Origin of the sequence: Microvirga terrestris (assembly GCF_015694425.1) — a bacterium.
Taxonomy (GTDB): domain Bacteria; phylum Pseudomonadota; class Alphaproteobacteria; order Rhizobiales; family Beijerinckiaceae; genus Microvirga; species Microvirga terrestris.
Genome location: NZ_JADQDN010000001.1, coordinates 23,005 through 47,717, shown reverse-complemented (window position 1 = coordinate 47,717; position 24,713 = coordinate 23,005). Strand labels below are relative to the sequence as shown.

The 24,713-nt window shown below is 62.2% G+C and carries 27 protein-coding genes; 16 read left to right on the top strand and 11 right to left on the bottom strand.

The genetic code is table 11. The features are described from left to right. Positions 1-10: 10 nt before the first annotated feature. Both I2H36_RS00290 and I2H36_RS00285 read right to left on the bottom strand, forming a co-directional pair. Entirely contained in the window at positions 11-286 is a 276-nt protein-coding gene (locus I2H36_RS00290) for a cyclase (RefSeq protein ID WP_196261901.1), read from the bottom strand. Further along, entirely contained in the window at positions 286-1,488 is a 1,203-nt protein-coding gene (locus tag I2H36_RS00285) for a pyridoxal phosphate-dependent aminotransferase (RefSeq protein WP_196261900.1), read from the bottom strand. Before I2H36_RS00285 ends, I2H36_RS00290 begins: the two co-directional genes overlap by 1 nt. 122 nt (positions 1,489-1,610) lie before the next feature. On the opposite strand from I2H36_RS00285, the gene I2H36_RS00280 reads away from it, so the two are divergent. The 4 genes from I2H36_RS00280 (at position 1,611) to I2H36_RS00265 (ending at position 4,792) form a co-directional block, all read left to right on the top strand. After that, positions 1,611-2,591 carry a Bug family tripartite tricarboxylate transporter substrate binding protein gene (locus tag I2H36_RS00280; protein ID WP_196261899.1) on the top strand — a complete coding sequence of 327 codons (981 nt, stop codon included), beginning with the start codon at positions 1,611-1,613 and terminating at the stop codon, positions 2,589-2,591. Between the two features lie 240 nt (positions 2,592-2,831). Continuing rightward, positions 2,832-3,209 (top strand): VOC family protein, encoded by a 378-nt coding sequence (locus I2H36_RS00275; RefSeq protein ID WP_196261898.1) that lies wholly within the window; start codon positions 2,832-2,834, stop codon positions 3,207-3,209. 173 nt (positions 3,210-3,382) lie between these two features. Beyond that, complete coding sequence (locus I2H36_RS00270) at positions 3,383-3,574, top strand: hypothetical protein (protein ID WP_196261897.1); 192 nt, start codon at positions 3,383-3,385, stop codon at positions 3,572-3,574. Between the two features lie 78 nt (positions 3,575-3,652). After that, entirely contained in the window at positions 3,653-4,792 is a 1,140-nt protein-coding gene (locus tag I2H36_RS00265) for a PQQ-dependent sugar dehydrogenase (protein WP_196261896.1), read from the top strand. A 9-nt stretch (positions 4,793-4,801) separates the two neighbouring features. On the opposite strand, the gene I2H36_RS00260 is transcribed toward I2H36_RS00265, so the two are convergent. After that, positions 4,802-5,143: a DMT family protein gene (locus tag I2H36_RS00260; RefSeq protein ID WP_196261895.1), complete on the bottom strand. Its 342-nt coding sequence runs from the start codon at positions 5,141-5,143 to the stop codon at positions 4,802-4,804. 91 nt (positions 5,144-5,234) lie between these two features. Between I2H36_RS00260 and I2H36_RS00255 the strand changes: the two genes are divergently transcribed. After that, positions 5,235-5,750, top strand: a complete 516-nt coding sequence (locus tag I2H36_RS00255) for a DUF1499 domain-containing protein (protein ID WP_196261894.1) — start codon at positions 5,235-5,237, stop codon at positions 5,748-5,750. Here I2H36_RS00255 and I2H36_RS00250 read toward each other — a convergent pair. Further along, a complete protein-coding gene (locus I2H36_RS00250; RefSeq protein WP_196261893.1) occupies positions 5,725-6,525 on the bottom strand; it encodes a C13 family peptidase in 801 nt (266 codons plus the stop codon). The genes I2H36_RS00255 and I2H36_RS00250 overlap by 26 nt on opposite strands. A 173-nt stretch (positions 6,526-6,698) precedes the next feature. Here I2H36_RS00250 and I2H36_RS00245 point away from each other — a divergent pair, with 173 nt between their 5' ends. Next, positions 6,699-7,088, top strand: a complete 390-nt coding sequence (locus I2H36_RS00245; protein WP_196261892.1) for a DUF3775 domain-containing protein — start codon at positions 6,699-6,701, stop codon at positions 7,086-7,088. 40 nt (positions 7,089-7,128) lie between these two features. On the opposite strand, the gene I2H36_RS00240 is transcribed toward I2H36_RS00245, so the two are convergent. Further along, the gene (locus I2H36_RS00240) at positions 7,129-7,908 is read right to left on the bottom strand and encodes a DUF4394 domain-containing protein (protein WP_196261891.1); all 780 of its coding nucleotides are present in this window, start codon (positions 7,906-7,908) and stop codon (positions 7,129-7,131) included. Between the two features lie 183 nt (positions 7,909-8,091). Here I2H36_RS00240 and I2H36_RS00235 point away from each other — a divergent pair, with 183 nt between their 5' ends. From I2H36_RS00235 to I2H36_RS00220, 4 genes are all read left to right on the top strand, one after another. Further along, entirely contained in the window at positions 8,092-8,637 is a 546-nt protein-coding gene (locus tag I2H36_RS00235; protein WP_196262560.1) for a sigma-70 family RNA polymerase sigma factor, read from the top strand. Then, entirely contained in the window at positions 8,634-9,368 is a 735-nt protein-coding gene (locus tag I2H36_RS00230; protein ID WP_196261890.1) for an anti-sigma factor, read from the top strand. Before I2H36_RS00235 ends, I2H36_RS00230 begins: the two co-directional genes overlap by 4 nt. 62 nt (positions 9,369-9,430) lie before the next feature. Continuing rightward, on the top strand, positions 9,431-9,649 hold the full coding sequence (locus tag I2H36_RS00225) for a hypothetical protein (RefSeq protein ID WP_196261889.1): 219 nt from the start codon (positions 9,431-9,433) through the stop codon (positions 9,647-9,649). A 140-nt stretch (positions 9,650-9,789) separates the two neighbouring features. Further along, positions 9,790-10,359, top strand: a complete 570-nt coding sequence (locus I2H36_RS00220; protein ID WP_210330874.1) for a fasciclin domain-containing protein — start codon at positions 9,790-9,792, stop codon at positions 10,357-10,359. 170 nt (positions 10,360-10,529) lie between these two features. Here the strand turns inward: I2H36_RS00220 and I2H36_RS00215 are convergent, their stop codons facing one another. Further along, positions 10,530-12,701, bottom strand: coding sequence for an esterase-like activity of phytase family protein (locus tag I2H36_RS00215; protein WP_196261888.1), 2,172 nt, complete (start codon positions 12,699-12,701; stop codon positions 10,530-10,532). Positions 12,702-12,895: 194 nt separating this feature from the next. Between I2H36_RS00215 and I2H36_RS00210 the strand changes: the two genes are divergently transcribed. Then, complete coding sequence (locus I2H36_RS00210) at positions 12,896-13,954, top strand: DUF808 domain-containing protein (RefSeq protein ID WP_196261887.1); 1,059 nt, start codon at positions 12,896-12,898, stop codon at positions 13,952-13,954. Between the two features lie 83 nt (positions 13,955-14,037). Here the strand turns inward: I2H36_RS00210 and I2H36_RS00205 are convergent, their stop codons facing one another. Next, complete coding sequence (locus I2H36_RS00205; protein WP_196261886.1) at positions 14,038-15,084, bottom strand: hypothetical protein; 1,047 nt, start codon at positions 15,082-15,084, stop codon at positions 14,038-14,040. A gap of 161 nt (positions 15,085-15,245) precedes the next feature. Between I2H36_RS00205 and uvrB the strand changes: the two genes are divergently transcribed. Further along, positions 15,246-17,951, top strand: a complete 2,706-nt coding sequence (gene uvrB / locus I2H36_RS00200) for an excinuclease ABC subunit UvrB (RefSeq protein ID WP_196261885.1) — start codon at positions 15,246-15,248, stop codon at positions 17,949-17,951. A 70-nt stretch (positions 17,952-18,021) separates the two neighbouring features. Here the strand turns inward: uvrB and I2H36_RS00195 are convergent, their stop codons facing one another. Continuing rightward, positions 18,022-18,834, bottom strand: a complete 813-nt coding sequence (locus I2H36_RS00195; RefSeq protein WP_196262558.1) for a nickel-binding protein — start codon at positions 18,832-18,834, stop codon at positions 18,022-18,024. Between the two features lie 181 nt (positions 18,835-19,015). Between I2H36_RS00195 and I2H36_RS00190 the strand changes: the two genes are divergently transcribed. Continuing rightward, the gene (locus I2H36_RS00190; RefSeq protein WP_196261884.1) at positions 19,016-19,393 is read left to right on the top strand and encodes an ArsR/SmtB family transcription factor; all 378 of its coding nucleotides are present in this window, start codon (positions 19,016-19,018) and stop codon (positions 19,391-19,393) included. Further along, positions 19,386-19,934, top strand: a complete 549-nt coding sequence (locus I2H36_RS00185) for an SRPBCC family protein (protein WP_196261883.1) — start codon at positions 19,386-19,388, stop codon at positions 19,932-19,934. The genes I2H36_RS00190 and I2H36_RS00185 overlap by 8 nt, the downstream gene beginning before the upstream one ends. A gap of 293 nt (positions 19,935-20,227) precedes the next feature. Here I2H36_RS00185 and I2H36_RS00180 read toward each other — a convergent pair whose 3' ends face one another. The 3 genes from I2H36_RS00180 to I2H36_RS00170 are packed head-to-tail and all read right to left on the bottom strand — an operon-like array spanning position 20,228 to position 22,984. Then, positions 20,228-20,989, bottom strand: a complete 762-nt coding sequence (locus I2H36_RS00180; RefSeq protein WP_196261882.1) for a ZIP family metal transporter — start codon at positions 20,987-20,989, stop codon at positions 20,228-20,230. 59 nt (positions 20,990-21,048) lie between these two features. Next, a complete protein-coding gene (locus tag I2H36_RS00175) occupies positions 21,049-21,696 on the bottom strand; it encodes an RloB family protein (RefSeq protein ID WP_196261881.1) in 648 nt (215 codons plus the stop codon). Between the two features lies 1 nt (position 21,697). Beyond that, positions 21,698-22,984, bottom strand: coding sequence for an AAA family ATPase (locus I2H36_RS00170; protein WP_210330873.1), 1,287 nt, complete (start codon positions 22,982-22,984; stop codon positions 21,698-21,700). 881 nt (positions 22,985-23,865) lie between these two features. On the opposite strand from I2H36_RS00170, the gene I2H36_RS00165 reads away from it, so the two are divergent. Then, positions 23,866-24,138 carry a hypothetical protein gene (locus tag I2H36_RS00165; RefSeq protein ID WP_196261879.1) on the top strand — a complete coding sequence of 91 codons (273 nt, stop codon included), beginning with the start codon at positions 23,866-23,868 and terminating at the stop codon, positions 24,136-24,138. A gap of 173 nt (positions 24,139-24,311) precedes the next feature. After that, positions 24,312-24,644: a GYD domain-containing protein gene (locus tag I2H36_RS00160; RefSeq protein ID WP_196261878.1), complete on the top strand. Its 333-nt coding sequence runs from the start codon at positions 24,312-24,314 to the stop codon at positions 24,642-24,644. Positions 24,645-24,713: the final 69 nt, after the last annotated feature.

Sequence of the window (24,713 nt, the reverse complement as noted above, 5' to 3'; positions counted from 1 at the left end):
GGGCGGTGGACTACGCGTCCTGATGTTCACCCCGCCGCACCACGCGCATGGCCGTGATCGTCACGGGGCCTGCGCGCAACAGGTTCATGGCCGAGACGACCATCTCGGCCAAGCGTTCAAGCGCGATGCTGTCGTCCTCGATGTCGAGCAGGAAATCCTTCGCCTCCACGTAGCCGCCATTGGTGAAGTCGACGCGGGCGTCGAACTTCACGCGGTGCGTGGAGGCGGGATTGGCCCTATAGGGCTCTGCCGCGGGATCGGGATGAAAGGTCCGCGGCAGGGTCATCAGCGAAGAGACCCGCAGAAGCGCTGGATGCGGTTGCAGGCATCCTCCAGCGCGGCATTGGACGTCGCATAGGAGATGCGGAAGTTGGGGCCGAGCCCGAAGGACGAGCCGTGCACGGCGGCGACGCCTTCCGCTTCCAGCAACTCGGACACGAAGTCCTCGTCCGTCGCCAGAACCTTGCCCGACGGCGCGGTCTTGCCGATGGCTTCCGCGCAGGACGGGTAGACGTAGAACGCGCCTTCCGGCATCGGGCACTTCAGGTATTTCGACTGGTTGAGCATGGAGACCACGAGATCGCGGCGCTCCTCGAAAGCCTTCCTGAAGCGCGGCAGGTGGTCCTGCGGACCATCGAGAGCCTCGACGGCAGCCCATTGCGAGATCGCGCTGGTGCCGGAGGTCTGCTGGCCCTGCACGAAATCCATGGCGTTGATGAGGTGCTGCGGACCGCCGGCATAGCCGATGCGCCAGCCGGTCATGGCATAGGCCTTCGACACGCCGTTCATGGTGAGCGTGCGCTCATAGAGGTTCGGCTCGACCTGCGCCGGCGTGACGAACTCGAAATCGCCGTAGGTCAGGTGCTCGTACATGTCGTCGGTGAGCACCCACACATGCGGATGGCGCATCAGCACGTCGGTGATCGCCTTCATCTCGGCGCGCGAATAGGCGGCGCCTGTCGGGTTCGACGGCGAGTTGAGGATGATCCACTTGGTCTTCGGCGTGATGGCGCGCTCGAGGGGCTCGGGCTGGAGCTTGAAGCTGTGCTCCATGGTGCAATCCACGAACACGGGCTTGCCGCCGCACAGCACCACCATTTCAGGATACGACACCCAATACGGCGCCGGGATGATGACCTCGTCGCCCGGATTCAACGTGGCGAGCAGCGCGTTGTAGATCACGTGCTTGCCGCCGGTGGATACGATGGTCTGCGAGGGCTTGTAGTCGAGGCCGTTCTCGCGCTTGAACTTGCGCGAGATCGCCTCGCGAAGCGGCACGATGCCGGAGACGGGCGTGTACTTTGTCTCACCCCGGCGGATCGCCGCGATGGCCGCTTCCTTGATGTTGTCGGGCGTGTCGAAATCCGGCTCGCCGACGGAGAGGCTGATCACGTCCCGCCCCTGGGCTTTCAGATCCCGCGCTTTCTGCGTGATGACGATGGTGGCAGACGGCTTGATGCGGGAAAGGGCGTCAGACAAAAAGCCCATGGGAATCCTCCGAGGGGGGCGTTAGAAAGGGACCGTGACGGCGGCGGACCGTAAAGCGGTCAAGCCGCCCAAGCAAGCAAAACAGCCCCGCCAGACGGGATTTTGAGGAGACGCCTTTTCCGATGACCACATCCGTCACCCGCCGCCTTGCCCTCGGTCTTTTCGCCGGCGCGACCCTCTTGGCTTCTGCCGCCTCCGCTCAGGACTTCCCGACCCGCGTCATCAGGATGGTGGTTCCCTACCCGGCCGGCGGCCCCACCGACGTCATTGCCCGCATCGTCGCCGAGGAGATGGGCAAGTCGCTCGGCCAGAACGTGCTGGTCGAGAACCTCGCCGGCGCCTCCGGGGCGGTCGGCACCCGGTCGGTCGCCAAGGTTGAGCCCGACGGCTACACCATCGTGTTCGGCAACAACCAGACCCACGGCAACAACATGTTCCTGCTCAAAGAGCCGGGCTACGACGCCGTGAAGGATTTCGCGCCGCTCGCCGGCGCAGGCGCTTTCGAGCACGTGTTCGTGGTCAAGAACGACCTGCCCGTGAAGACGATCCCGGAGCTGGTGGAACTCGCCAGGAAGGATCCGGGCAAGCTGAATTACGGCTCGACGGGCGTGGGCTCCGGCTCGCATCTCGCCACCGAACTCTTCATGACCCGCACGAGCACGAAGATGACCCATGTGCCCTTCCGGGGCGCGGCTCCCCTGGTGACGGAGCTCATGGCGGGGCGCATCGACGTGTCGAACTCGACCCTGCCGAGCGTGCTCTCCCAGTTCCAGGCCGGTCAGATGCGGGCCATCGGCATTGCCAGCCCGCAGCGCAACCCGCAGGCGCCCGATGTGCCGACCCTGCGCGAGCAGGGCATCACCAATGCCGACGCGGAATCCTGGGCCGCCTTCTTCGCCCCGGTGAACACGCCCAAGCCCATCCTCGACAGGCTGTCCGGCACGATCATCGCGATCCTCAACAAGCCCGACGTGAAGGAGCGCATCACCAAGCTCGGATTCACCCTGAACGTCCGAAACCCGGATGCCTTCAGGCCGTATCTCGAGAAGGAGATCCAGACCTGGGCCGAGATCATCAAGGCAGCGGGCATCAAGGCTGAGTGAGAATGTTCGGTGTCATTGCCGGAGGACGCGTCAGCGGAGGAGAAGGGAATCCAACTGTACGCTTAGCGCTATGGATCCCCTTCCCTCGCTACGCTCGTCGGAGATGACTCCCTCTTCGTCATGGCCGGGCTTGTCCCGGCCATCCCGATCCTGTGAGACTCAGCGCTTCATCCAATCGGGATCACCGGCACAAGGCCGGTGATGACGTGGAAATGGTAAGTCAATCGAAGGTTAGTTCGCATGCAGCACCAAGGCCGCCTCATCGATCACATCCATCTGCGCGTCTCCAACCTCGAAGCGAGCCGGCGTTTCTATCGCGCGGTTCTTCAGGCAGTCGGGCATGACTTCACGTCCGAGAGCCCGGAGCATTTCGCCTGTGACGAGCTTTGGGTCGATCAAGCCGACGGCCCCGTGTCGCGGGTTCACCTGGCGTTTCAGGCGAAGGACCGCGAGAGCGTTCATGCCTTTCACGCAGCGGCGCTTGCCCACGGCGGGCGGGACAATGGCGGGCCGGGAGAGCGCTCCTACCATCCAAGCTATTACGCGGCTTTCGCCTTCGATCCTGATGGCCACAACATCGAAGCCGTGTTTCATGGCCCAACGGAACGCTCCGCTTAAGTCCATCGTTGTGCGTCGGGGACAGCCTGATGGCTTGCCATAATAGTTAATAATTGGTTAACAAAGACTTAGCCAAGACTCCGCAAGCAGCACTTTCGCCGCACCTCGGAACTTTCTTGAATCAAAGAAGTTTTCCTCCCGTAATCATCGTTCGGTTGCTAGGGGAAGAACCGATGAAGACCTTCAGAGCCAGAAACACCTGCCACGTTTCGTCCCGGGTTCAGCGTCTCGACCGGCGCCAGGAAAGCCGCTGCTCCCTAGCCCTGATCATGCTGATGGGCTTGGCGACGCTCTCCGTCATGGCGACCACTCAGACGCTCTCCGCCCAGGACACGAGAACCATCCACGTCTATTCTCCCCGATAACGCTTGAGTGAACGTCGGCACGGTTGACGCCCTGCCGCAAGAGTCTAGCTCTCCGGCATCGGATCGACGGAGAGATGTATGCTTAAGCTTCGTGTTGCCCTGGCCTGCGCCCTGACGCTCGGCGCCCTTTCCCCCGCCTTGGCCCAGGACACCCAGCGCTTCCGCACCGACAAGGTCGAGGTGATCGTCGAAACGGTCGCCCGCGATCTCCAGAACCCCTGGGGCTTGGCCTTCCTTCCCGACAACCACATGCTGGTCACCGAACGCGCCGGACGCTTGCGCATCGTCGATGCCAACGGCACCCTCTCCGAACCGATTGAGGGCCTCCCGCGGATCGCCGTGCGCGGACAGGCCGGACTTCTCGACGTGGCGCTCGATCCCAACTTCGCCCAGAACCGGCTCGTCTACCTGAGCTTTGCCGAGGATCGCGGCGAGGGCCGGGCCGGCACGAGCGTGGCCCGGGCCCGCCTCAGCGACAACGGCAAGGCGCTGGAATCACTAACCATCATCTTCCGGCAGGAGCCGAGCCATACGGGACCGAACCATTGGGGCTCGCGCCTGGTCTTCGACCGCGAGGGCAATCTCTTCGTAACCCTCGGCGACCGCTTCGATCTGCGCGACCAAGCGCAGAACCCCGCCAACCACCTCGGCAAGATCGTCCGCATCAAGCCGGAAGGGGGCGCAGCCCCCGGCAATCCTTACTTGAATCGCGAGGACACCCGGCCGGAGATCTGGTCGCTCGGCCACCGCAACCTGCAATCGGCGGCGCTTCATCCGACGACAGGTGAACTCTGGACCGTGGAGCATGGCGCCCGCGGCGGCGACGAAGTGAACATCCCGCAGAAGGGCAAGAACTACGGCTGGCCGGTCATCTCCTACGGTGTCGATTATTCGGGTGCGAAGCTCGGCGAGGGCACGAAGAAGGAAGGCCTAGAGCAGCCGGTCTATTATTGGGATCCCTCCATCGCCCCGTCCGGCATGGCGTTTTACACCGGTGACAAGTTCCCGGCGTGGCGCGGCAGCATCCTGGTCGGCGCGCTCGCCGGCAAGCTGGTCTCGCGCCTGGAAACCAACGGTAACCGGGTCACGAGCGAGGAGCGCATGCTGCAGCAGCTCGGTGAGCGCATCCGCGACGTGCGCCAGGGGCCGGACGGCTTCGTCTATCTGCTGACCGATTCCCGCAACGGCCGCATCCTGCGCATGAAGCCCGCGACCTGACGGGTCCGCTCACCGCCCCTGGAAGATGAAGGCGGCCCCACCGGCAATGAGGCAGAAGCCGATTAGGTGGTTCCAACCGAGCGGCTCTTTCAGGTAGAGCACCGAGAACGCTGCAAAGACCACCAGGGTGATCACCTCCTGCATGGTCTTCAACTCGGCCGCCGAGTAAACGGCGGAGCCGATCCTGTTGGCCGGCACGGCGAACCAGTATTCGACGAAGGCGATGCCCCAGCTCGCCATCACGGCGATCCACAGGGGCGATGTCTTGAATTTCAGATGGCCATACCAAGCGAAGGTCATGAAGACGTTCGAGGCAATCAGCATCAGGATGGGGGCGGTGTGCGGGCTCATCGGACTTCCGGGGAATGGCTAGGAGGGAGGCGCGCCCTGCCCTATGCTTCTCAGCCGGGCTGTCAAGCGGCCGATTGGGAACGGGCAGAACATGCGGAAGAAGGCTGTGGCAATCGGACTTGTGAGCGTCGGTCTCGGTTACGGCCTGTGGCGCGGTTGGGAAACGGGGCTCGAGCGGTCGTGGCAGGGCCTGTTCGGCTCGCCCGATCTCGGGCCCGTGGAATTCGCCACCCTGAGGCGCCGCGCGACGCCGAACGATGCCCTGATCTGCTCAGCCGACAACTGCCCAGGGGCGCAGCCTGACCTCGAGCCGCCGGTCTTTCCCGTGCCCGGCGCCCGCCTCCGCAGCATCGTGTCCGAGATAGCCCTGGCGGAGCCTGGTACGAGTCTTGTCGACAGAGGCGAGGAGCAGGATCGCTACCTCGTGCGCACACGATTCATGCGTTTTCCCGACACCGTGGTCGTGCAGGTCTTCGACCGGGGCGAGGATACATCGACCCTGGCCCTGTATTCCCGCAGCCAGATCGGCCGCTCGGATTTCGGCGTCAACAGGCGGCGGCTCGAGCGCTGGGTTGCGCGCCTCAGCATGCTTGCCGCGCGAGGTTGATCCGGCAGGTTTCGTTCAATCTTTCGAGAACCTGAGAGCCGCCGGCGATTTGCGGGTTGGACGGATCGAAGCCTTCCCGCTTCTCCCGCTGGGTGACGAGGCCGCGCGCGCTCTCAAAGGCCGCATCCAGGCGCGCGTTGCCCCTGAGCGCCTTGTTGAAGAAGGCATCCCCGAAATAGGTCCAGGTCGCCCCGTCCTGGCAGCCGAAGGACGGCTTGTCGGCCGCAGCCGCCGTGATCACGAGGGTCTGCGCATCGGCCAACTCACGGGCGAAGACGCCCGAATAGCAGGCAGAGACGATCAGCACCCGGTGCTGCGCCTTGGTTGTCTCGAGCAAGGCCCTCACGTCACCGGGCGTGACGAGGCGGGTATCGCGGCCGGCCACGAGGCCGATGCCCTCCGGGGCTCCGTGGGAGGTGAGGACGAGCACCACGATATCCTCGGCGGGATCGAGCGTCCGGCCTGCGGCTTCGGCCGCAGCCACAAGGGTTTCGGGCGTGGCGCCGGCCCGACGCTTGGTGTTGAACCGGACGATGGAGCGGCCCTTCGCGCCGAGCTGCGCCTCCAGAATGCGGGCCGCGCCCTTGGCCTCGCTCTCGAACACGCTTTGCGGGCCCCAGAGGCCGAAGGACAGGATGTACACGTCGGTCTGTCCCGGGCGCTGCGGCGCCAGTTGGAACGGATCGGCCCGGCGGGCAGACTGCCCCTGGGATTCTTGAACGGGAACGGCGGCGAGGAGCAGCCCCACCAGCCAGAAGACGATCGATCGGCGCATGTCATATCCCCAGCCCGGTCCACCTTACGCGCAGAGCCCATCAGACGCCAACACGCACCTCGGCTGAACCGAATCCCCTCTTCCGGGTTTCCCTGTCAGCCAAGTGACGAAACCTAACTGACGAAACGACTGTCCCAAAGGGCTCCCCCGAGAGGACTTCGAAGAGGATTTCTATGGATATCGCGCTCGACAAGGTTTGCGAACTCATTCTCCGGGCTAGGGCCATCGATGTGAAGGAAGGCGTCACCGATCCGGATTCGGGCTCGAATCCCATCGATGACGGCAGCATAGACGCGCTGACCGCCTCGCCCGACGACGCAACCGAGGAGGAAGTGCGGGATGTGATCGCCGGCCTCAACGACGACGAGCGCGCCGACCTGATTGCCCTGGTCTATATCGGCCGCGGCGACATGGAGCCCGAGGAATGGGGCGCTGCGGTGCGTCTCGCCCGGGAGCGCGAGGAAGCGAGCTCCGCCTCGACCGCCGACTGGCTCATCGGTATCCCGAACCTCGCCGACTTGTTGGACGAGGGTCTCAACGCCATGGGCCGCAGCTGCGCCTGAGCGGGATGGCGCGCCAAATCATTGGCGCGCCGCTCATGGATTACATGGCCTTGGGCATCGCCGCGATGTCGCGCACGGTCCCATCCACGCCTGCAATCATCCCGACTTCCGAGGCCTTTCCGGTTGCCAGATCGACCTTGTAGAGCGACTTGCCGCTCATGAGCCAGCCTTCGCTCATGGCATCGGCAGTCACAATGTCGAAGGCCAAAGTTCCGGCTTCCATGCCCAGCATGCCAATCGAGTTCAGCACGCCATCGTTGGGAGGCGCCTGCTTGACGAGAATGCCGCTCGCCTCGATGTCGTACAGCGTCGTTTCCTTCACGCCCTTCATGGAATTGGTATAGGCGCCGGCGACCACCTTGGGCATCTTGCCCTTGTGCATGTCGGTGTCGGCGAATTTCAGCGGGCCGTCCTTCGTGACCTTGCCGTCGTCCACATTGGCGCGAAGGTTCATGCCGTCAGAGCCGATGATCCGCAGCCGGTCCGCCACCGGGTTGAAATCGACAGTCGCCATGGTGCCGGGTGCGAGCATGGTGTCGAGCTTGGACTTCATGGTCGCCTTGCCTGTCACTGGGTCGATCGTCACCACCGTTCCATCACTGGCAACGCCATAGAGCATGCCGTCGGCCGGACGCACGTCGATGCCGACCAGCGCGCCGGAGAGGCCCGAGACCTTCATCGACCGCTCGACCTTCTTTCCCGCCACATCCACGATGACAATCGTATCGTCCCCAACGAGGGCAGCGACGCTCTGCGCATGCGCCGTACCGGCGACGAGGGATGACCCGATGAGAGCCGCGGCCAAGGGTATGAACTTCATGAGATGATCCTCAGGCTGAAAGCGCCGGCCATGAGCGACCGGCGTTGCGCATACCCGCCGGAATCCTCTATGGATGCAGGGGACGTGCATTTTTTCTCGGACCTCCTGCATCCAACGGCAGGGTTCGGGTGTATCGTCGGCAAGTGGAAACGGAGTTCTCGCGTGAAGGCAGCGCTGGGGGAGATGGCCTCCCCGGCCTTGGACCTGAACCACGCCCTCGGCCAATGCGCCCGGGGCGATCGCGTGGCCTTGCGTGCCATCTATGATAGCGAGGCGCCGCGGATGCTGGGGGTTGCCATGCGGCTCCTGCGCCGACGGGCCTTGGCCGAGGAGGCCGTGCACGACACCTTCCTCCAGGTCTGGCGCAAGGCGGACAGCTTCGACCCTGCCCGCGGTGATGCCCGCTCCTGGCTCTACGCCATCCTGCGCAACCGGGCGCTCAACATTCTGCGCGGTGAGACCCGCACGGATCTGGTCGATGACTTCGAGCCCATGGGGCTTGCAAGCGACGAGGAGAGCGCCGAAACCGTGATGCTGCGCCTGTCCGATACGGGAAGCCTCAAGCGCTGCCTGGAGCGCCTGGAGCCCGCACGCCGCCAGGCCATCACGCTCGCCTATATCCACGGGCTCAGCCACGGAGAGCTCGCCGGCCGTCTCGGCGTGCCGCTCGGCACGATCAAGTCGTGGATTCGCCGGTCCCTGATCTCCCTGCGGGAGTGCATGGCATGACCCGCGACGATCAGGATCGCCTCGCCGCCGAGCATGTGCTGGGCCTTCTCGAGGGAGAGGAGCGCGGATTGGCCGAGCGTCTCATGACGTCCGACGCAGCCTTCCAGGCCCTCGTCCAGCAATGGCGTATCCGCTTCGCGGAATGGGACAATACCGTCGTCGACCTCCCGCCCGGTGAAGCTCTGTGGCAGCGGATCGAGACCGGCCTTGAACCTCAGCCGGTAGCGACTGCCGCGAGGCCTGTGGCCCTCGCACGGCGGGAGACTTCGCCGGGCCTTCTGCAGGGGCTCTGGAACAGCCTCAGTTTCTGGCGCGGCTTCGGCATGGCCGGTGCGCTGGCCGGGCTCCTGCTCGCCTTGGGCGTGGGCTACTTCGCCGAGAAGGCTGCCCGCCAGCCGACCCTCGTGGCGGTGCTCATGAGCGAGACCAACCAACCGGGCGCCGTGCTGCGCACTTTCGCAGATGGGCGCCTCGAGCTCACGCCGCTCGGCGACATGGAGATCCCGCACAATCACTCCATCCAGGTCTGGGCCTTCCCGGACCCGAACGGAGCGCCGGTCTCGGTGGGCGTGGTGCAGACCGCCAGAACGGTCCTGCTCAATCCGCGCAACCTGCCCCAGCCGCATTCGAATCAACTGTTCGCGATCTCGGTCGAGCCGCTCAGCGGCTCCCCCACGGGCCTGCCTACGGGACCTGTGGTGATGAAGGGCACGGCATCCACAGCACTGTGACGGCGCCCTATTTGTGACACGGATCGCGCCAATACTTTTGGCTAACCCGGAAGGAGGATGTCATGGCTCCGCGCCACCCGCCTGAGAGTTCGGATGACGATGAGCAGATCAAGCATCTGCAGGCTCTCCACAAATCTCTCAAAGAGAGCACGGCCATTGATAAGCTGCCCGTTCCCGAGACCGAGCAGGACGCGCCAGGCCTCGTGAAAGCAGAAGACGTCGAGGTCGAGCTCGACCGCATGGAGGCTTACCTGAGGGGTCCGACGGCGTTCACCGCCTGACCCCAGAATATTTCTGTCTTCACGAAAACGCGACCCCGCATCCAAACGCATCCATGCGGGGTATCCGCCCTGAAGGTTGAGCCTTCGGTCTCCGGCAGCAAGCCGGGATCCTTAATCCAACCAATTCAGGGACCAGATCCATGAACATTCGCATTGCCTGCATGACTGCCGCCATTGCTCTAGCGGCTCCGGCTGTCGTGATGTCGCTGCCTGTCACCGCACAGGAGAAGACCACGACCGTTGGCGGCGCCCCGATGTATCCGTCGAAGAACATCGTCGAGAATGCCGTCAATTCGAAGGACCACACCACCCTCGTGGCGGCCGTGAAGGCTGCAGGCCTCGTCGAGACCCTGCAGGGCGCAGGCCCTTTCACGGTCTTCGCTCCCACCAACGCAGCCTTCACCAAGCTGCCGGCCGGCGCGGTCGACACCCTCCTGAAGCCCGAGAACAAGGCCCAGCTCACCGGCGTGCTCACCTATCATGTTGTGGCCGGCAAGATGACCGCGCAGGATCTCGCCGCAAAGGTGAAGGAAGGCGGCGGCAAGGCCATGCTGAAGACCGTGCAGGGCGAGATGCTCACCGTCACGCCGTCCGGCAACACGCTCACCATCACGGACAAGAAGGGTGGCAAGTCCACCGTCAGCATCGCCGACGTGATGCAATCGAACGGCGTCATCCACGTGGTCGATACCGTTCTGCTGCCGGGCTGATCCCCCCGCATCCCGGCATGGGCGGAGCGAAAGCTCCGCCCGGTTTCCCAGTGATCACACACTTCAGCAGCCCTTCGGGGCTGCTTTTTTTGCTGCCCCTCGAAGGCATGCGACCAAACGAAAAAGGCCGTTCAACGAGGGGCCGTTTCCATCCTCGAAGAGTTTCGGGCTTACAACTTTCCGAGCTTGAGGAAGAGCGTCTCACCAGATGAATCATCCACGCCATCGTTGTCGGTGACGATGTAGGCATCGCCCGCAGCATCGATGGCAAAGCCCTCGACCTTGTCGAGCACATAGCCCCTCGCCGCCTTCAGGTCAGGCAGCAGATCACGCACCAGTGTTTTCTGCACGAGCGGTAATTCGCCGCCGAGCGTCCGCGGCTTCATGTCGGCCATGGAGACCGCATAGAGCTTCTTCACCTTTGCCTTCTCGGCAATCTGGTTGTCGCGCTCGATGATGATAACCCGATCGCCCGCAGCCGTGATCTCCGAGAGACCGATCCAGCCAGCCTCCGCGCTGTCGAGCGGATAGCGCACGACGCTCCAGCTCTTATCTGATGGCTTGTATGCGAGGAGCTTCACGGCGTTCTTGCCGTCATCCGCCCATTCGCGCTGGACTGCGAGCCACACGATCTCGTCGGCGCCGGAGCCGGTGACAGTCACGCCCTCGAAGCCGTAGTTCTTCGCACCTTTTTCGAGATCTGCCGGCACGGTGATCTCCTCCTGGATCGCACCCTTGGCATCGACCTTGATGAGACGGTTGTTGAGGCCCTTCTCCGGGTTGCCCTCGGAGGCGAGCCAGAAGCCGTCGCCCGCCACAGCGATGCCCTCCAGGTCGAGCTTCTCGGCCGCTGCGCCGTTGCGCGTGACGAGCGCTTCGCCGGTGATCATCGCAGGCTTCCCGGTGGCATCAATGGTGAGAATGCGCGGCGCTCCGCTATAGACGCTGTCCGTCACCGCGTAGAGCTTGCCGGCTTGCGTCTTGTCCGCAGTAAGGCCCGAGAGCGCCCCCCAGGCCATTGGTTGGCCGTTGGCGTTCCGGGTAGAGCGGATAGTCGGATAGGCGGGCGCAGCGCGCTCCGTGCGCTGGTAGATCATCACGTGCGGAGCAACGCCGCCTTCTCCATGCAGATCGGTCTCGCTGGTGGCAACGAACAGATTGCGGCCGGGGATCGCGAGAAGTCCCTCAGGGCCGATGCCGGTGGGCAGAACCTGCACGAGTTCGGGTGCAGCACCCGTGTCGCGATAGACGGCTACGACCGAGGCGCGCTCGGCACCAACGAAGATCAGGTTGTCGTTGCCGAAGCGGCCAGTCTCGACGCCTTCGATCTCAACGCCCTTCTTGTTGCGCTTGTCCGGGTAATGGCCGAGCGACACGACCTCGTGCTCCAGGCTCGCGCCGGATTCATACGCCACGCTGCCATCCCGATTGAAGATGGTGAAGCCGCGTGACCCACCCTTCCAGTCGCCCTCGTTCGCAGTTACGAAACGGTTTGCATCGATCCAGTGCACGGCGTCCGGCTCGCGCGCCACCTTGTCCATGGAACCGGAGAGCTCGATCTTGCCGTCCTTCTGGGTATCGATGCTCTTCAGGTCTACACTGCCGGCCGAGAAATGCGCCTCGATCTTGCCGGTCCTGCCGTCGACCACCGCGATGTGGTTGTTTTCCTGCAGGGTCACGACGACCTTGCCCTCGTCGGACACGTCGACATATTCCGGCTCCGGGTCATCGCCCGCCACGGCAGCAAGGCCGGTCAGGCTGACGGTCTTGAGGCTTGCGCAATCGCCGTTGAGCGGGCCGACCACCAGCGAACCTGCAGGCAGCTGCGGAAGCGCGCCATCGTTCACTTTCTCGTCGCGCTCATTTTCGATGGCAATGGCGAGAACGCCCGCGTTGGCCGCAACCGAATCCGGCTGGCCAGGCAAGGCGCATTCCGCAGCCATCGTTCGGTCGGCGAGGTTAATCGTCACGAGCTTGCCGCTCGGCTTGGTGAAGCTCTCTGACATGTTGACCGCAACATAAGCCTTCCGGCCCACGACCTTCACGGAGGTCGGCTCGCCACCGAGAGCATGCAAGCCGCCGGTCTTCGGCTGCGCCGGGTCGGTGATGTCGATGAAGCCTAGCGCCTTGCGCGGGCTGTCCGTGTAGATCAACAGCTTGCCGTCTTCGCTCGCCGTGATGATCTCGGCTACGGTCTCGGCCTTCTGATCCCCGTCTTTCGGCAGGTTCGCCGTGATCGGGAAACTGGCGATGCGGTCGAAATACTCGGCCGCGAAGGCGCTGAGCGCAGTGCCGGAGAGGAACGCGACGGCGAACGAGCCGGCGATGAAGGAGCGATGCATGGGATCCCCGCAAGACGGTCAAGGTTAGCCGGATCCTCATGCGCCCGTCCTATGACAGGCCAATGACGGTGGGTGACCGTGGCAAGCCACGCCGCATTGCACCCAACATGCCCGTCGGGCGTTGTCGAGTCCTGAGGAGCAGTGTAGCTCATTGCTCGAACACTCACGCTTGACCCTTTTCGACAGGAGCCCCAATGAGCATCGGGTTGATCGCCCTGCTGGACGACATCGCGGGCCTCGCCAAGGTCGCCGCCGCCTCGCTCGACGATGTGGGGTTGCAGGCCGCCAAGGCGGGCGCGAAGGCGGCCGGCGTGGTGATCGACGATGCCGCCGTGACGCCGCGCTACGTGGTGGGCTTCGCCGCCGCGCGCGAGCTTCCCATCGTCGGCAAGATCGCCCTCGGTTCCCTCAAGAACAAGCTCCTCTATCTTCTCCCCGCAGCCTTGCTGCTCAGCCTGTTCGCCCCCTGGGCCATCACGCCCCTGCTTATGATCGGCGGCGCCTATCTTTGCTACGAGGGCTCTGAGAAGGTGTTCGAGGCGCTCTTTCCCCATGGGGCGCACCAGCACGAGGCCGCTGTCGGCGAAGCCGCGCAGACAGCGCAGAACCTTGAAGACGAGAAGGTGGGCGGCGCAATCAAGACCGACTTCATCCTCTCGGCCGAGATCATGGCCATCACCCTGGCGAGCGTGCCGGCGGGATCGTTCACCATGCAGGCCGTGGTGCTCGCGGTCGTCGGCATCGGCATCACGGCCCTGGTCTATGGCGGCGTGGCGCTGATCGTGAAGGCGGACGATGCCGGCGTGGCCATGGCGGCCAGCAACCGGCCTGTCTCCCGCCTCCTGGGTCGGGCCGGGCCGGGCGCGCCGCCCTCAGGCGCGGACCGCGCTCTGGCGCCGCTCACAAAAGTCCTTGGACGCGGTCTCGTCAAAGGCATGCCGATTCTGCTCAAGATCCTCAGCGTGGTCGGCACCGCCGCCATGATCTGGGTCGGCGGAGGCATCATCATCCACGGGCTCGAAGGCTACGGCTTCGCCGGGCTCGGCCACGCCATCCATGACGTGGCTGTGGCGGCCGGGCACGCCGTTCCGGCCCTGGGCGGCTTCGTGGAATGGCTCGTCTCCGCAGCCGCCTCCGGAATCTTCGGACTGGTCCTGGGCGGGCTGCTGATCCCCCTGGTCCACTTCGTCGCCGTGCCGCTGATCAAGGCTCTGCGGGGCGGCAGCCGCAAGGCCGAGAAGCACACAGTATGAGGAAGGCAAGGAGGTTTCGCTTTTCAGATGGGCTACGCAGCCATAGATAGCTATCTGCCTTGTAAAGGAATGGGGCCTATGACTCACACTGCTTCAAGAAGAATACCTTTTTGCCAGGACCAGCATTGGTAGAAGACTGGCAACTTAAACTCGCGTCGTAGATATTGAATGTATGCTCTATCATCGGCTGTTGCCGTACCATCGCCTACGATGACAAGTCTCTCGCAGCGCTGCTCGTTAGGATAGAAACCATATTCGAGCAGTTGCCCCAATGCCTCTCGGATGCAGCTTTTTGCAGTGGGAGCGATTTTGATCTCGTAGTAGGTCAAAGAGTTGTTTACATTCAGCGCTAAGTCTACGAAATTGCGTTCGTAATAAACTGACTTCTTTCCATATTTTTTGCAGAAAAAATCATGTAGTGCGTTCTGCAGCTTCACGTGTCTCGGGCTGTATCGAACGCCCTCTATAGCAGCCCTTGTCCTATCTTCCTCCGATCTGCGCTTTCCATCCCTGTTTCCGTAAACTTGGATAGCAGTATTTTCATTTTGCAATGGTGAAGTACCGTCCCAATTGAGTGGCTGATATCGGTTACTGCGATACGTTTTATGAGTTTCTGGAAGGACGATCATCGGATCGAAGAAAGTAACCTGATCTGGATCAAATCGAACATTGAAAATGTGCTCTGCCGGCTCCTCCAGCATCGAGGATGAAACGCCAAGTGCACCCAAATCGTCCATCATTTCGTGCAACCATCTGTTCTTCCTCATGAAGGCTACGGCACGCTTCAACTCCTTTACAGGAGGGACGAACAAGTTGGAGATTTCGGCAACGGCGATACGCTTCTTGTTGGGTCCTAGCGTGTAAAGCAGAATATCAAGCGCATTGCCTTCGTATGCAGTCCGATATTTCCCTATCGGCTGCAAATATCCATACTTGAAACCCTTAGACGAGGAGTTCTCGCTTGGATGGATCCATGAAAAATTGAAGAGCCATTCCTCGTGCCCGAATCGATTTCGTGAAACAAAACTGTCTTCGGCTTCAAGCTTCGCAGCCTCACCTGTAGGCTCCCGCCAGTGCTTAGTATTCCAGCAAATTCGGCAGCATTTGCGGTCGTTTTGCCCAGCCATCATGGAACTCACATTGCAGTCATTCAGATACTCCGATCAAACCATGTTCAGAGGCAGCTCTCAAGCGTATATTCCTATAACTAAGTGCTTTGCTCCTGCTGTGAAGGCAAAGAATACCACCGTCCATACTTCCATTCCTCAGCAGTTCGTACCATATTCGTTCTATGGCCAAATCACCTAAGAAGCCCAAGCTTTCCACCGGGAAAGCCTCCAAGCCTGAGCTGAAGCCCCTGGCGCCTCACCTGGCCGATCTCCTCAATCCCGCGGTCAACCGGGAGCGGGAGGCGGCTGAGGGCTTTGCCGAGCGCGCGCAGGGAACCTTCATCCATGGCGACATCACGGATGTCGATCCCGCCCTGGCGAAGAAGCTTGGCTTGAAGGGTCCCGATGACGGGCCTGACGTGGCCGAGGAGTTGGGTGAGATCTCCGGGTCCGGCTATTCCGCCACGGTCGATGCGCTCTCGCGGCTGCTCACCGAAGGCGATCCGCGCTTCAAGAACGGCACGCTCTGGGTGCCGCACCGCCCGCCCCGGCCCGAGAAGTCGGAAGGCGGCATTCCGTTCAAGATCAAGTCTGACTTCCAGCCCGCCGGCGACCAGCCCAACGCGATCCGCGAGCTGGTGGACGGCGTGCGCCGACAGGAGCGCGACCAGGTGCTGCTCGGCGTCACGGGCTCGGGCAAGACCTTCACCATGGCCAAGGTGATCGAGGAGACGCAGCGCCCTGCCCTCATCCTCGCGCCCAACAAGACGCTGGCGGCCCAGCTCTACGGCGAGTTCAAGTCGTTCTTCCCCGACAATGCGGTGGAATACTTCGTCTCCTATTACGACTACTACCAGCCCGAGGCCTATGTGCCGCGCTCGGACACCTTCATCGAGAAGGAATCGTCCATCAACGAGCAGATCGACCGCATGCGCCACTCGGCGACGCGCGCGCTTCTGGAGCGCGACGACGTGATCATCGTGGCGTCCGTGTCGTGCATCTACGGTATCGGTTCCGTCGAGACCTATACGGCCATGACCTTCTCCGTGAAGGTGGGCGAGAAGATCGAGCAGCGCCAGCTCATCGCAGATCTCGTGGCCCTGCAGTACAAGCGAATCCAGAGCGACTTCGCCCGCGGCACCTTTCGCGTGCGCGGCGATGTCATTGAATTGTTCCCGGCCCACTTGGAGGACCGTGCCTGGCGCATCGGCCTCTTCGGCGACGAGATCGAAAGCATCGTCGAGTTCGATCCGCTCACCGGCAAGAAGACCAACGACCTGCAATTCGTGAAGGTCTACGCGAACTCGCACTACGTGACGCCGCGTCCCACGTTGCAACAGGCCGTAAAAGGTATTCAGGACGAGCTGCAGCAGCGCCTGCAGGAACTCGCCCGCATGGGCCGCCTGCTCGAGGCGCAGCGCCTGGAGCAGCGCACGCAGTTCGATCTCGAGATGATCGAGGCCACGGGCGTGTGCAACGGCATCGAGAACTATTCGCGCTATCTCACCGGCCGCAAGCCGGGCGAGCCGCCCCCGACCCTGTTCGAATATCTGCCCGACAACGCGCTCGTGTTCACCGACGAGAGCCACGTGACGGTGCCGCAGATCGGCGGCATGTATCGCGGCGACTTCCGGCGCAAGGCGACGCTCGCGGAATACGGCTTCCGCCTGCCGTCGTGCCTCGACAACCGACCACTGCGCTTCGAGGAGTGGGATGCCATGCGCCCGCAATCGGTGCACGTCTCGGCCACGCCCGCCAAGTGGGAGATGGAGCAGACCGGCGGTATCTTCGTCGAACAGGTCATCCGCCCGACGGGCCTCGTCGATCCGGTGGTGGAGATCAGGCCCGCGCGCTCGCAGGTGGACGATCTCGTGCACGAGGTGAAGGAGCTGGCCGCCAACGGCTACCGCGCGCTCGTGACCACGCTCACAAAGCGCATGGCGGAAGACCTCACTGAGTACATGCACGAGAACGGCATCCGCGTGCGCTACATGCACTCGGACATCGATACGCTGGAGCGCATCGAGATCATCCGCGACCTGCGCCTCGGCGCCTTCGACGTGCTCATCGGCATCAACCTGCTGCGCGAGGGTCTCGACATTCCGGAATGCGCGCTCGTGGCCATTCTCGATGCGGACAAGGAAGGCTTCCTGCGTTCCGAGACATCCCTCGTGCAGACCATCGGCCGCGCGGCGCGTAACGTGGAAGGCAAGGCGATCCTCTACGCGGACAAGATCACCGGCTCCATGGAGCGCGCGATCGCGGAGACCAACCGCCGCCGCGAGAAGCAGCTTGCCTACAACGCCGAGCACGGCATCACGCCGCAATCGGTGAAGCGAGACATCGCCGACATCCTCGACAGCGTCTACGAGCGCGATCACGTGTCGGTCGATACGGGGATGGCCGACAGGACCGTGGGCCACAACCTCAAGGCCGTCATCGCCGACATGGAAAAGCGCATGCGCGAGGCCGCGGCGAACCTGGAATTCGAGGAGGCGGCACGGTTGCGCGACGAGCTCAAGCGCCTGCAGGCCACGGAGCTTGCCATCAGCGACGATCCGATGGCGCGACAAAGCGACGTGGAGCGCGAGGCCGGCAAGTATGGCGGCTCGCGCAAATACGGCCGCAGTGCCAATCTGCCGCCGAAGGGCCTGCCGCCTTCAACTGAGGGCGCCACGGCGGGCGACGAGGATTCGGACTCTTACGGCCCCACGGGCAAGGGCCGCTCTGACGAGGGCACCCGGGTGCGCAAGCCCGGCCTCGACGAGATGGGCCCCGGCACCGACCGCGAGGTCCCGCTGAACTTCCGCGAGCGCCCGGCCGGACGCTCAACGCAAGGGCTTGCGGGGCAGAAGCCGAAATACAAGGGCGGACGGAAGGGGCGGTAAGGCCGCTTTCGTTTCCGTTGAGCGATGACATGCCCGGCCCCGTGCCGGGCATTTTGCTTGGGCGTCGCCCTCACCGCCACGCCACCTCATAGGCCTCGACAGGCTGCGCAAAACCTTTCAACGCCCTTGGCCCGAGACTCACAAGGCGGGAGCGGTCGGGCACGAGCCCACTGAGAGTTTCCGACACCACAATGCTGTTAGGCTCCGCGCTCTGGCACAGGCGCGCCGCCATCTGCACGGTCGCGCCGAACAGATCGTTGTGGTCGGCCACCGGCTCACCCGCATCGAGGCCGATGCGCACCTGCAGCTTCTCGCGGCTGGCGAGGTTGAAGGCCTCGAAGGCCTGCTGGATCGCCCGCGCGCAATCAACCGCCGCCGCCGCATCGTCGAAGGCGGCCATGATCCCGTCGCCCGTATGCTTCACCTCGCGCCCGCCCTTGTTGTGCAGCGCCCGGCGGACAATGGCGTCGTGCGCCCGCACCATCTCGACGGCGCGCACATCGCCGAGGCGCGCCGTCATGGCGGTGGAATCGACGATGTCGGTGAACATGATTGTGCGCAGGGCCGGATCGACGCGTCCGTCGCAGCAATGCCCCGCCGGCTCCGGATCGGAGATGCGGCCAAGAAACGCCTCGACGGCGGAGAGGTCGACCTCGATTACATCGCGTGCGATTTCCCCATGGGCCTCGTCGTGAACCCGCATGGCCGTGTCGATGTCGGGCGCGTCGATGAGGCAGAAGGCCGTGCCGCGGGTGTCGTCGAACCAGTAGGTCAGGAACCGCACCCCGTAGCGCCCCTGCACGTCCAGGTCCTTGCGGTGCGCCTCCGCGATGTCGGCGGCGGTCAGGCCCTTGAGGTCGTGCCGGTCGAGGTAGATGGGCATCGTCGTCATCTCCGGGCCCCCTGGAGCAATCTACACCCTTTGGTTTGCAGCAGGAATTTTCCTGCCGTCTTCTTCATGGCAGTCGCCGGACTCGATCCAAGGATCACGCCACGGAGGCATCCCGCACAATCATTCAACCAATCGGTTGACAATCATCCGCGCCGCGCGCATATTCAACCACATGGTTGAACAACACGCATCCCACCTCGACACCGTCTTCCACGCCTTGGGCGATGCCACCCGCCGGCAGATGCTGCGGGACCTCGCCCAATCTGAGCGCACCGTGAGCCAGCTCGCCGAGCCCTTCGCGATCTCCCTGGCGGCCGCCTCGAAGCACATCAAGGTGCTTGAGAATGCCGGGATGATCCGGCGCGAGGTGCGCGGGCGGACCCATCTGTGCCGCCTCGATCCCGGCCCGCTGGCGAGCGCCCATGAATGGCTCACCACTTACGAACGCTTCTGGACCGATCGTCTGGATGCCCTCGACCGGCTCCTTCGCGAGGAGGATGCCCGTGCCCCCAAGCCCCCGATAAACCCACGAGGAGACAGCCATGAATGACCTCTCGCCCACCACGCTGGCCCCCGATGCCTATGGCGTGCTCACCGGCCCCGACACGCTGACGATCCAGCGCCTTCTCCCCGGCCCGGTCGAGCGGGTGTGGGATTACCTCACGCAGAGCGAGCTGCGCCGCCAGTGGCTCGCGGCCGGCGAGATGGCGCTCGCCGTCGGTGCCCCCTTCGAGTTCGTGTGGCGCAACGACGAGCTCACCAACCCGCCCGGACCGCGCCCGGCCGGCTCAGCGCAAGAGCACCGGCTGGAGTGCAAGATCACCGAGATCGACCCGCCGAAAAAGCTCGCCATCACCTGGGGCTCCACCGGCGGCGTCACCTTCACGCTCGAGCCCATCGGCAGCAAGACCCTGCTCACCCTGGTCCACCACCGGGTGCCCGAGCGCTCGACCCTGCTCAGCGTCAGCTCCGGCTGGCACACCCATCTCGACATCCTGGCCGCCCGCATAGCAGGCCGGGAACCGACGGAGCCCTTCTGGGACCAGATCGCCCGCCTGCGGCCCGACTACGAGCAACGGATTCCGGGCTGAACCCGCACCGCTAAGTTCGAAAAGCCCTCCTGCCCCTTGTGGGGAGGAGTTGGAGGTGGGGGTCGGAAAGTCGGAGCGCTGCGCCCGAAAGCCCTGCCAATGTTCGTCCTACCACGTCATCACCGGCCTTGTGCCGGTGATCCCGATTGTTTGAAACGCTGAGCCTCACAGGATCGGGATGGCCGGGACAAGCCCGGCCATGACGGGAAAGGTTTCACCCGATCAAACGACCCCCACCAGGCCGCTGCGCGCCCCCCTCCCCGCAAGGGGGAGGAAAAAGAGCAGCGCTTGCCCTACGCCCCCACGACCCTTGAGAGCGTGAACGCCGCCAGGAAACCCGCGACGGTGATGAGGCCGGCATATTCGTGGGCGGTCTCGAAGGCTTCCGGCACCATGGTGTCGGTCAGCATGGCGAGGATCGCGCCCGCCGCCACGGCCGTCACGAACGCGATGGTTGCGGGGGCGGCCTCCGCGAAGGCCCCGTAGCCGATGAGCGCCGCGATCCCTGAGGCTAGCGCGATGCCGCCCCAGATGCCGAAGATATAGGCCTTGGAATGCCCGGCCCGGCGCATGCCGGCGGCGCTGGAGAGCCCCTCCGGCAGGTTGGAGAGAAACACCGCCGCCACCGCCACCAGGCTCACGCCCGCGCCTTCTAGCAGGCTCACGCCGATCACGATGGATTCCGGAATGCCGTCGAGGAGCGCGCCGAGCGCAATCGCGAGACCGCTCCCCTGTTCGTTCGAGGGCCGCGCATGCTCCGTGAACCCCGACCGCTTGCGGTGCTGGGCGCCCCGGCGCGACACGAGGACGTTCGCCCCTGTGTAGACCGCAGCCCCGGCGAGAAACCCCAAGGACGTGGAGCCGATGCCGCCCTGGCGATAGGCCTCGTCCATGAGGTCGAAGGAGAGCGCCGAGATCAGGACCCCGGCCCCGAACGCCATCACGCCCGCAATCACCCGCTGCGGCAGCTTTGAGAAATACCCGATGAGCGCCCCCAGCACGAGGGCCGATCCGCTGAGCAGGCCCCACAGGCCGGCCTGGATGATGAGAGGCATGGAAGGGTCTCCGCGCGGTGGGGAGAACGTGGTGGGAGGCGGCGGGGTTCAAGGCTCAACTAGCGCTTGCTTGCTAACTTCTTGCCGTTAGCAACTATCTTTTCAGTAAGTTTGTAGACATCCGTGAACGGATTACCATGCTCGTTACCTTCATCAACCCTTCGCTGGGCCATCCTTTCAGCTCGTTTGCATGCCGTCTCATATTGGGCTTTCATGATACTGTAGTTAAGGCCCTTTCCCCTTTGCGGATCGTAGCCTTCCATTATTTCTTTCAGAAGCTTTTGTAAGTCATGCCTGTGGATAGGCGCGTCATGATCCTGGATATGTAGCAGCGCCCATAGCTCGAAGCAGGGATTAGAGTAGGCCACATTTACAGACTTTGACCTAGCCTTGTTGGTTGCCTCTTTGATTTTTGGATGTTCATCACAGTCGAATACGGCCCAGACTTCATCAGCCTCTTCAAAGCTATTCTTCTTCTTACGAGTCTTTGAATTTCGCAGGCGGATTGCTGCATCCACTACGGACATAGGGACTCCTGCGCCCGGAACAACCGTGACAGAAACGAGCATATTTCCATATTCGTTTGCGAACGCCTCGAAGTAGTAAGGCTCCGTCTTCTTCCCTTCACACACAATCGTAACAGAGAATTTTGGTTTTCTTTGAGCCACCCTGCGCGAGACATTGGGCGGTAATACGCGCCCCCTCATCTTAGGCAGCCTCTTCCATGAAAAGCTTTTGAATATTCCCAGTGAATGGGACCGCACCGAAGCGCCCTTCAAGATAGCCCTTCTCAAAATTGTCTGTGTTTCGGGTTTTTAGATCGCTCAGTGGATAGGCACTGGATTCGCCTGAGCTATCTTTCTCAACAAACCAAATTTGATCTCGACGGAGAGCGCCTGAGCAAAGCAGGTTTGTGTCATGCGTAGTTGCGATGAGCTGAGCCCCTTTCGGATTGGATACGTTCGAACTGAAGAGCTCGATTACTGCGCTCGCCAATCCAGTATGCAAACTGGTATCGATCTCATCAACAAACAGAATTCCACCTGTATCTAGAGCCCTAAGACAAGGACCAAGCAACTCTACTAGCCTAATAGTGCCCCTACTCTCTGTATCTAGATCCAAAAATACTTTCTCTCCGCTTTTAGCACTGTGTGCAAATCGAAGCTCAGGAAATATATTGTCGATCTCTTGCGCAGATGGTCCAATATCTGGGAAGACATTGCTGATTACATCGACAAGCCCTGACAGCATCATTTTTTGCTTTTCAGATCCCTGCTTCCGCTCAAGCTTCACATCGACAATCCCTGTGTCGGCCATATTCAAGATCGATAGAATTCGTCTATCGAAGTCATTCTTAGCAAACAGGAAGGGCAACATCACTGGGTTGGGATTGGGCGTCAGATCAAAGAAGAACCTCTTTTGGAAGTAACTATAGATCGACGTAAGTTGCGAGTGAGCATTCTGGGCGGCAGCAGACAGAAACAGACTGTTGGGCCTCGTCAAAGCCTCAGTTGACTTATTTTGACCTTTAAGGTTCTTCCCAAAATTTATTGGCTCACCTTTCTTCCGGTAAAACCAAGATTGACGGCTACCTCCAGGAAATGCATACAGCCACTCCTCTAGAAACTCCTCATCATTGAGTTTGAAACCATAGTGATATCTCACGCCATCAATGATAACGTCGCAGTCAAACTGCGAGACGTTATCTTTCATTTCTGGATCTAGGGCGAATTTATTGCGCTGAATACCACCAGTCGGCGAAGAGCGGTTGTGTGAATGAAGCAGCATATTGTGCATAGCATAAAATGCTTTTAGCATTGTTGTCTTTCCAGAAGCATTTGCTCCGTACAAGATCGCACTTGAGAGTAAACTCTGCTTCTGTTCCGGGACCTCAATGAGATGACTTCCTTTATCTTTTAAAGAGGAAGCAACTAGCGATATTTCTTGGGATGTTCTTAGAGATCCGAAATTGGCCGCGCCAAAACGCATCAGCATTTCTAATAGCCTTTCATTGAGGGAGGTCTCATAGCCTATTTAGGGTATTTTTGCAAATTTCCTGCAAAAAATACGTTAACAAGCTATTTTTGCTTCCTTGCGGTGAAATTGTTGCGATTCACCTGCCTGGGATCGGGGATCAAGTAGAATTAAGATATTTACTATCGCGGAAGGCTGACTAGTCTGAGAAATAATGACGAACTAACACAACTCGCCAGTTAAAATGCCTCTGACGCCAACTCTTAATTAAATTGGTACAGAAACTTGGTCGATGAAGGTAAGCTGTGATCAGGTAAAGTATTGAGCTTACTAATATTCGTTAGGGCGACTTTCCCTCCACTTCATTGCGGCTGGGAAGGACACTCATTGGCTGTGACACCTTCCGCCGTCATACCTACACCTGCTCCAATGTTCCGACATTCAAAACCCTCATACTCATCCTGAGGATGTGTGCGAGACCAAGCGAACTGAAGACGAGGATAGCCGGCACGAGCCCGACCATGAAAGTGAGTGAGCAGGAGAAATGTTCCTATTTTGTTCTTGACAATTCTCCTAACCTCGGCTATAGCTAGAGACATCCTCGCCCAACGAGGGGCGCGCTCGCGAGGCGTCGCAAGAGTGGGGCAAGGAGCGGTCCCGCCGCAGGCCTCGCAAGCCTGTGATCGTGGGTGGCCGATCTGGCATGTCTCCAGGTCCGCTGAAACAAACCGCGCGTGACGAGCAGTCTGGCTCTCACCTTCCAAACCATACATCGAGCCGGGCTGCACGACACGCCACCCTCGATTGCCTCCCCTCCCGGGGCCTTCACCGGCCCCGGGACCGAGAGCCTGTGCCCTTTTCATTTATTCCTTCCCATCCCTATTGCCTCGAGAGATTCAATCATGATCCAGGACGACGACGTACCCCTCTGCATCATGCCCGATTTCGACGACACCCTTCAGCGCCTGTCCGACCTCTTCATGGCGTACAAGACCTGCCGCCGGCGCACCTGCCGATGGCACGAGAGCTGCCAGGGCGGGTTCGGGCCGCCCTGCTACCTGCACCAGCGCAACCTCTTCGCCGATGCGGTCCGCTACGAGCTGGACGATTACCGTGCCTATTGGACCGCGCAGCGCCGCCGGGCGAAGGCCCGGACACCCTCGGGGAGCCAGTGAGGATGCGGCTGGCCACGAGCGGCGGCCGGATCGGCCCACATCGGTCATTCGAGCCCCAGCGGAGCACAGGCGCGGGATCGACCGGCGGCAACAACGGATGAGCCTCCGCTCCGCGAGGGCCAAAGGTGCTATGCTGGCTCTCTTGCCAGAGATGGCCCGTGAAGGAGGAGCCCATGACGTTCTACCTGACTCGGTTCAGCTACACGCCGGCAACATGGGCGAAGCTCATCAGGAACCCCGAGGACCGCCGGACGGCCGCCAAGGCCTATATCGAAGCATCCGGCGGGACATTGCACGGGTTCTGGTACGCCTTCGGCGAGCACGACGGCTACACCCTGTGGGAGGCCCCGGACAACGTCGCCATGGCCGCGACCGCGCTGGCGATCGGCGCCGGCGGCGCGGTCAGCTCCTTCGAGACCACCGTCCTGCTGAGCGTCGAGGAGACCATGGCGGCCCTGCAGAAGGCCTCGTCGATCGCCTATCGGCCGCCGGGCGAGAAGGCCTGAACCCGGCCGGCGCTGTCCAACGAGAAAGGGCGGCCCTGCGGCCGCCCCGGTTGCTTCTTCAGCCCTTGA

Bases quoted from the DNA above. Each gene is read 5' to 3' on its own strand.
- I2H36_RS00290 (WP_196261901.1), bottom strand. From the start codon at position 286: ATGACCCTGCCGCGGACCTTTCATCCCGATCCCGCGGCAGAGCCCTAT.
- I2H36_RS00285 (WP_196261900.1), bottom strand. From the start codon at position 1,488: ATGGGCTTTTTGTCTGACGCCCTTTCCCGCATCAAGCCGTCTGCCACC.
- I2H36_RS00280 (WP_196261899.1), top strand. From the start codon at position 1,611: ATGACCACATCCGTCACCCGCCGCCTTGCCCTCGGTCTTTTCGCCGGC.
- I2H36_RS00275 (WP_196261898.1), top strand. From the start codon at position 2,832: ATGCAGCACCAAGGCCGCCTCATCGATCACATCCATCTGCGCGTCTCC.
- I2H36_RS00270 (WP_196261897.1), top strand. From the start codon at position 3,383: ATGAAGACCTTCAGAGCCAGAAACACCTGCCACGTTTCGTCCCGGGTT.
- I2H36_RS00265 (WP_196261896.1), top strand. From the start codon at position 3,653: ATGCTTAAGCTTCGTGTTGCCCTGGCCTGCGCCCTGACGCTCGGCGCC.
- I2H36_RS00260 (WP_196261895.1), bottom strand. From the start codon at position 5,143: ATGAGCCCGCACACCGCCCCCATCCTGATGCTGATTGCCTCGAACGTC.
- I2H36_RS00255 (WP_196261894.1), top strand. From the start codon at position 5,235: ATGCGGAAGAAGGCTGTGGCAATCGGACTTGTGAGCGTCGGTCTCGGT.
- I2H36_RS00250 (WP_196261893.1), bottom strand. From the start codon at position 6,525: ATGCGCCGATCGATCGTCTTCTGGCTGGTGGGGCTGCTCCTCGCCGCC.
- I2H36_RS00245 (WP_196261892.1), top strand. From the start codon at position 6,699: ATGGATATCGCGCTCGACAAGGTTTGCGAACTCATTCTCCGGGCTAGG.
- I2H36_RS00240 (WP_196261891.1), bottom strand. From the start codon at position 7,908: ATGAAGTTCATACCCTTGGCCGCGGCTCTCATCGGGTCATCCCTCGTC.
- I2H36_RS00235 (WP_196262560.1), top strand. From the start codon at position 8,092: ATGGCCTCCCCGGCCTTGGACCTGAACCACGCCCTCGGCCAATGCGCC.
- I2H36_RS00230 (WP_196261890.1), top strand. From the start codon at position 8,634: ATGACCCGCGACGATCAGGATCGCCTCGCCGCCGAGCATGTGCTGGGC.
- I2H36_RS00225 (WP_196261889.1), top strand. From the start codon at position 9,431: ATGGCTCCGCGCCACCCGCCTGAGAGTTCGGATGACGATGAGCAGATC.
- I2H36_RS00220 (WP_210330874.1), top strand. From the start codon at position 9,790: ATGAACATTCGCATTGCCTGCATGACTGCCGCCATTGCTCTAGCGGCT.
- I2H36_RS00215 (WP_196261888.1), bottom strand. From the start codon at position 12,701: ATGCATCGCTCCTTCATCGCCGGCTCGTTCGCCGTCGCGTTCCTCTCC.
- I2H36_RS00210 (WP_196261887.1), top strand. From the start codon at position 12,896: ATGAGCATCGGGTTGATCGCCCTGCTGGACGACATCGCGGGCCTCGCC.
- I2H36_RS00205 (WP_196261886.1), bottom strand. From the start codon at position 15,084: ATGATGGCTGGGCAAAACGACCGCAAATGCTGCCGAATTTGCTGGAAT.
- uvrB (WP_196261885.1), top strand. From the start codon at position 15,246: ATGGCCAAATCACCTAAGAAGCCCAAGCTTTCCACCGGGAAAGCCTCC.
- I2H36_RS00195 (WP_196262558.1), bottom strand. From the start codon at position 18,834: ATGCCCATCTACCTCGACCGGCACGACCTCAAGGGCCTGACCGCCGCC.
- I2H36_RS00190 (WP_196261884.1), top strand. From the start codon at position 19,016: ATGGTTGAACAACACGCATCCCACCTCGACACCGTCTTCCACGCCTTG.
- I2H36_RS00185 (WP_196261883.1), top strand. From the start codon at position 19,386: ATGAATGACCTCTCGCCCACCACGCTGGCCCCCGATGCCTATGGCGTG.
- I2H36_RS00180 (WP_196261882.1), bottom strand. From the start codon at position 20,989: ATGCCTCTCATCATCCAGGCCGGCCTGTGGGGCCTGCTCAGCGGATCG.
- I2H36_RS00175 (WP_196261881.1), bottom strand. From the start codon at position 21,696: ATGAGGGGGCGCGTATTACCGCCCAATGTCTCGCGCAGGGTGGCTCAA.
- I2H36_RS00170 (WP_210330873.1), bottom strand. From the start codon at position 22,984: ATGCTGATGCGTTTTGGCGCGGCCAATTTCGGATCTCTAAGAACATCC.
- I2H36_RS00165 (WP_196261879.1), top strand. From the start codon at position 23,866: ATGATCCAGGACGACGACGTACCCCTCTGCATCATGCCCGATTTCGAC.
- I2H36_RS00160 (WP_196261878.1), top strand. From the start codon at position 24,312: ATGACGTTCTACCTGACTCGGTTCAGCTACACGCCGGCAACATGGGCG.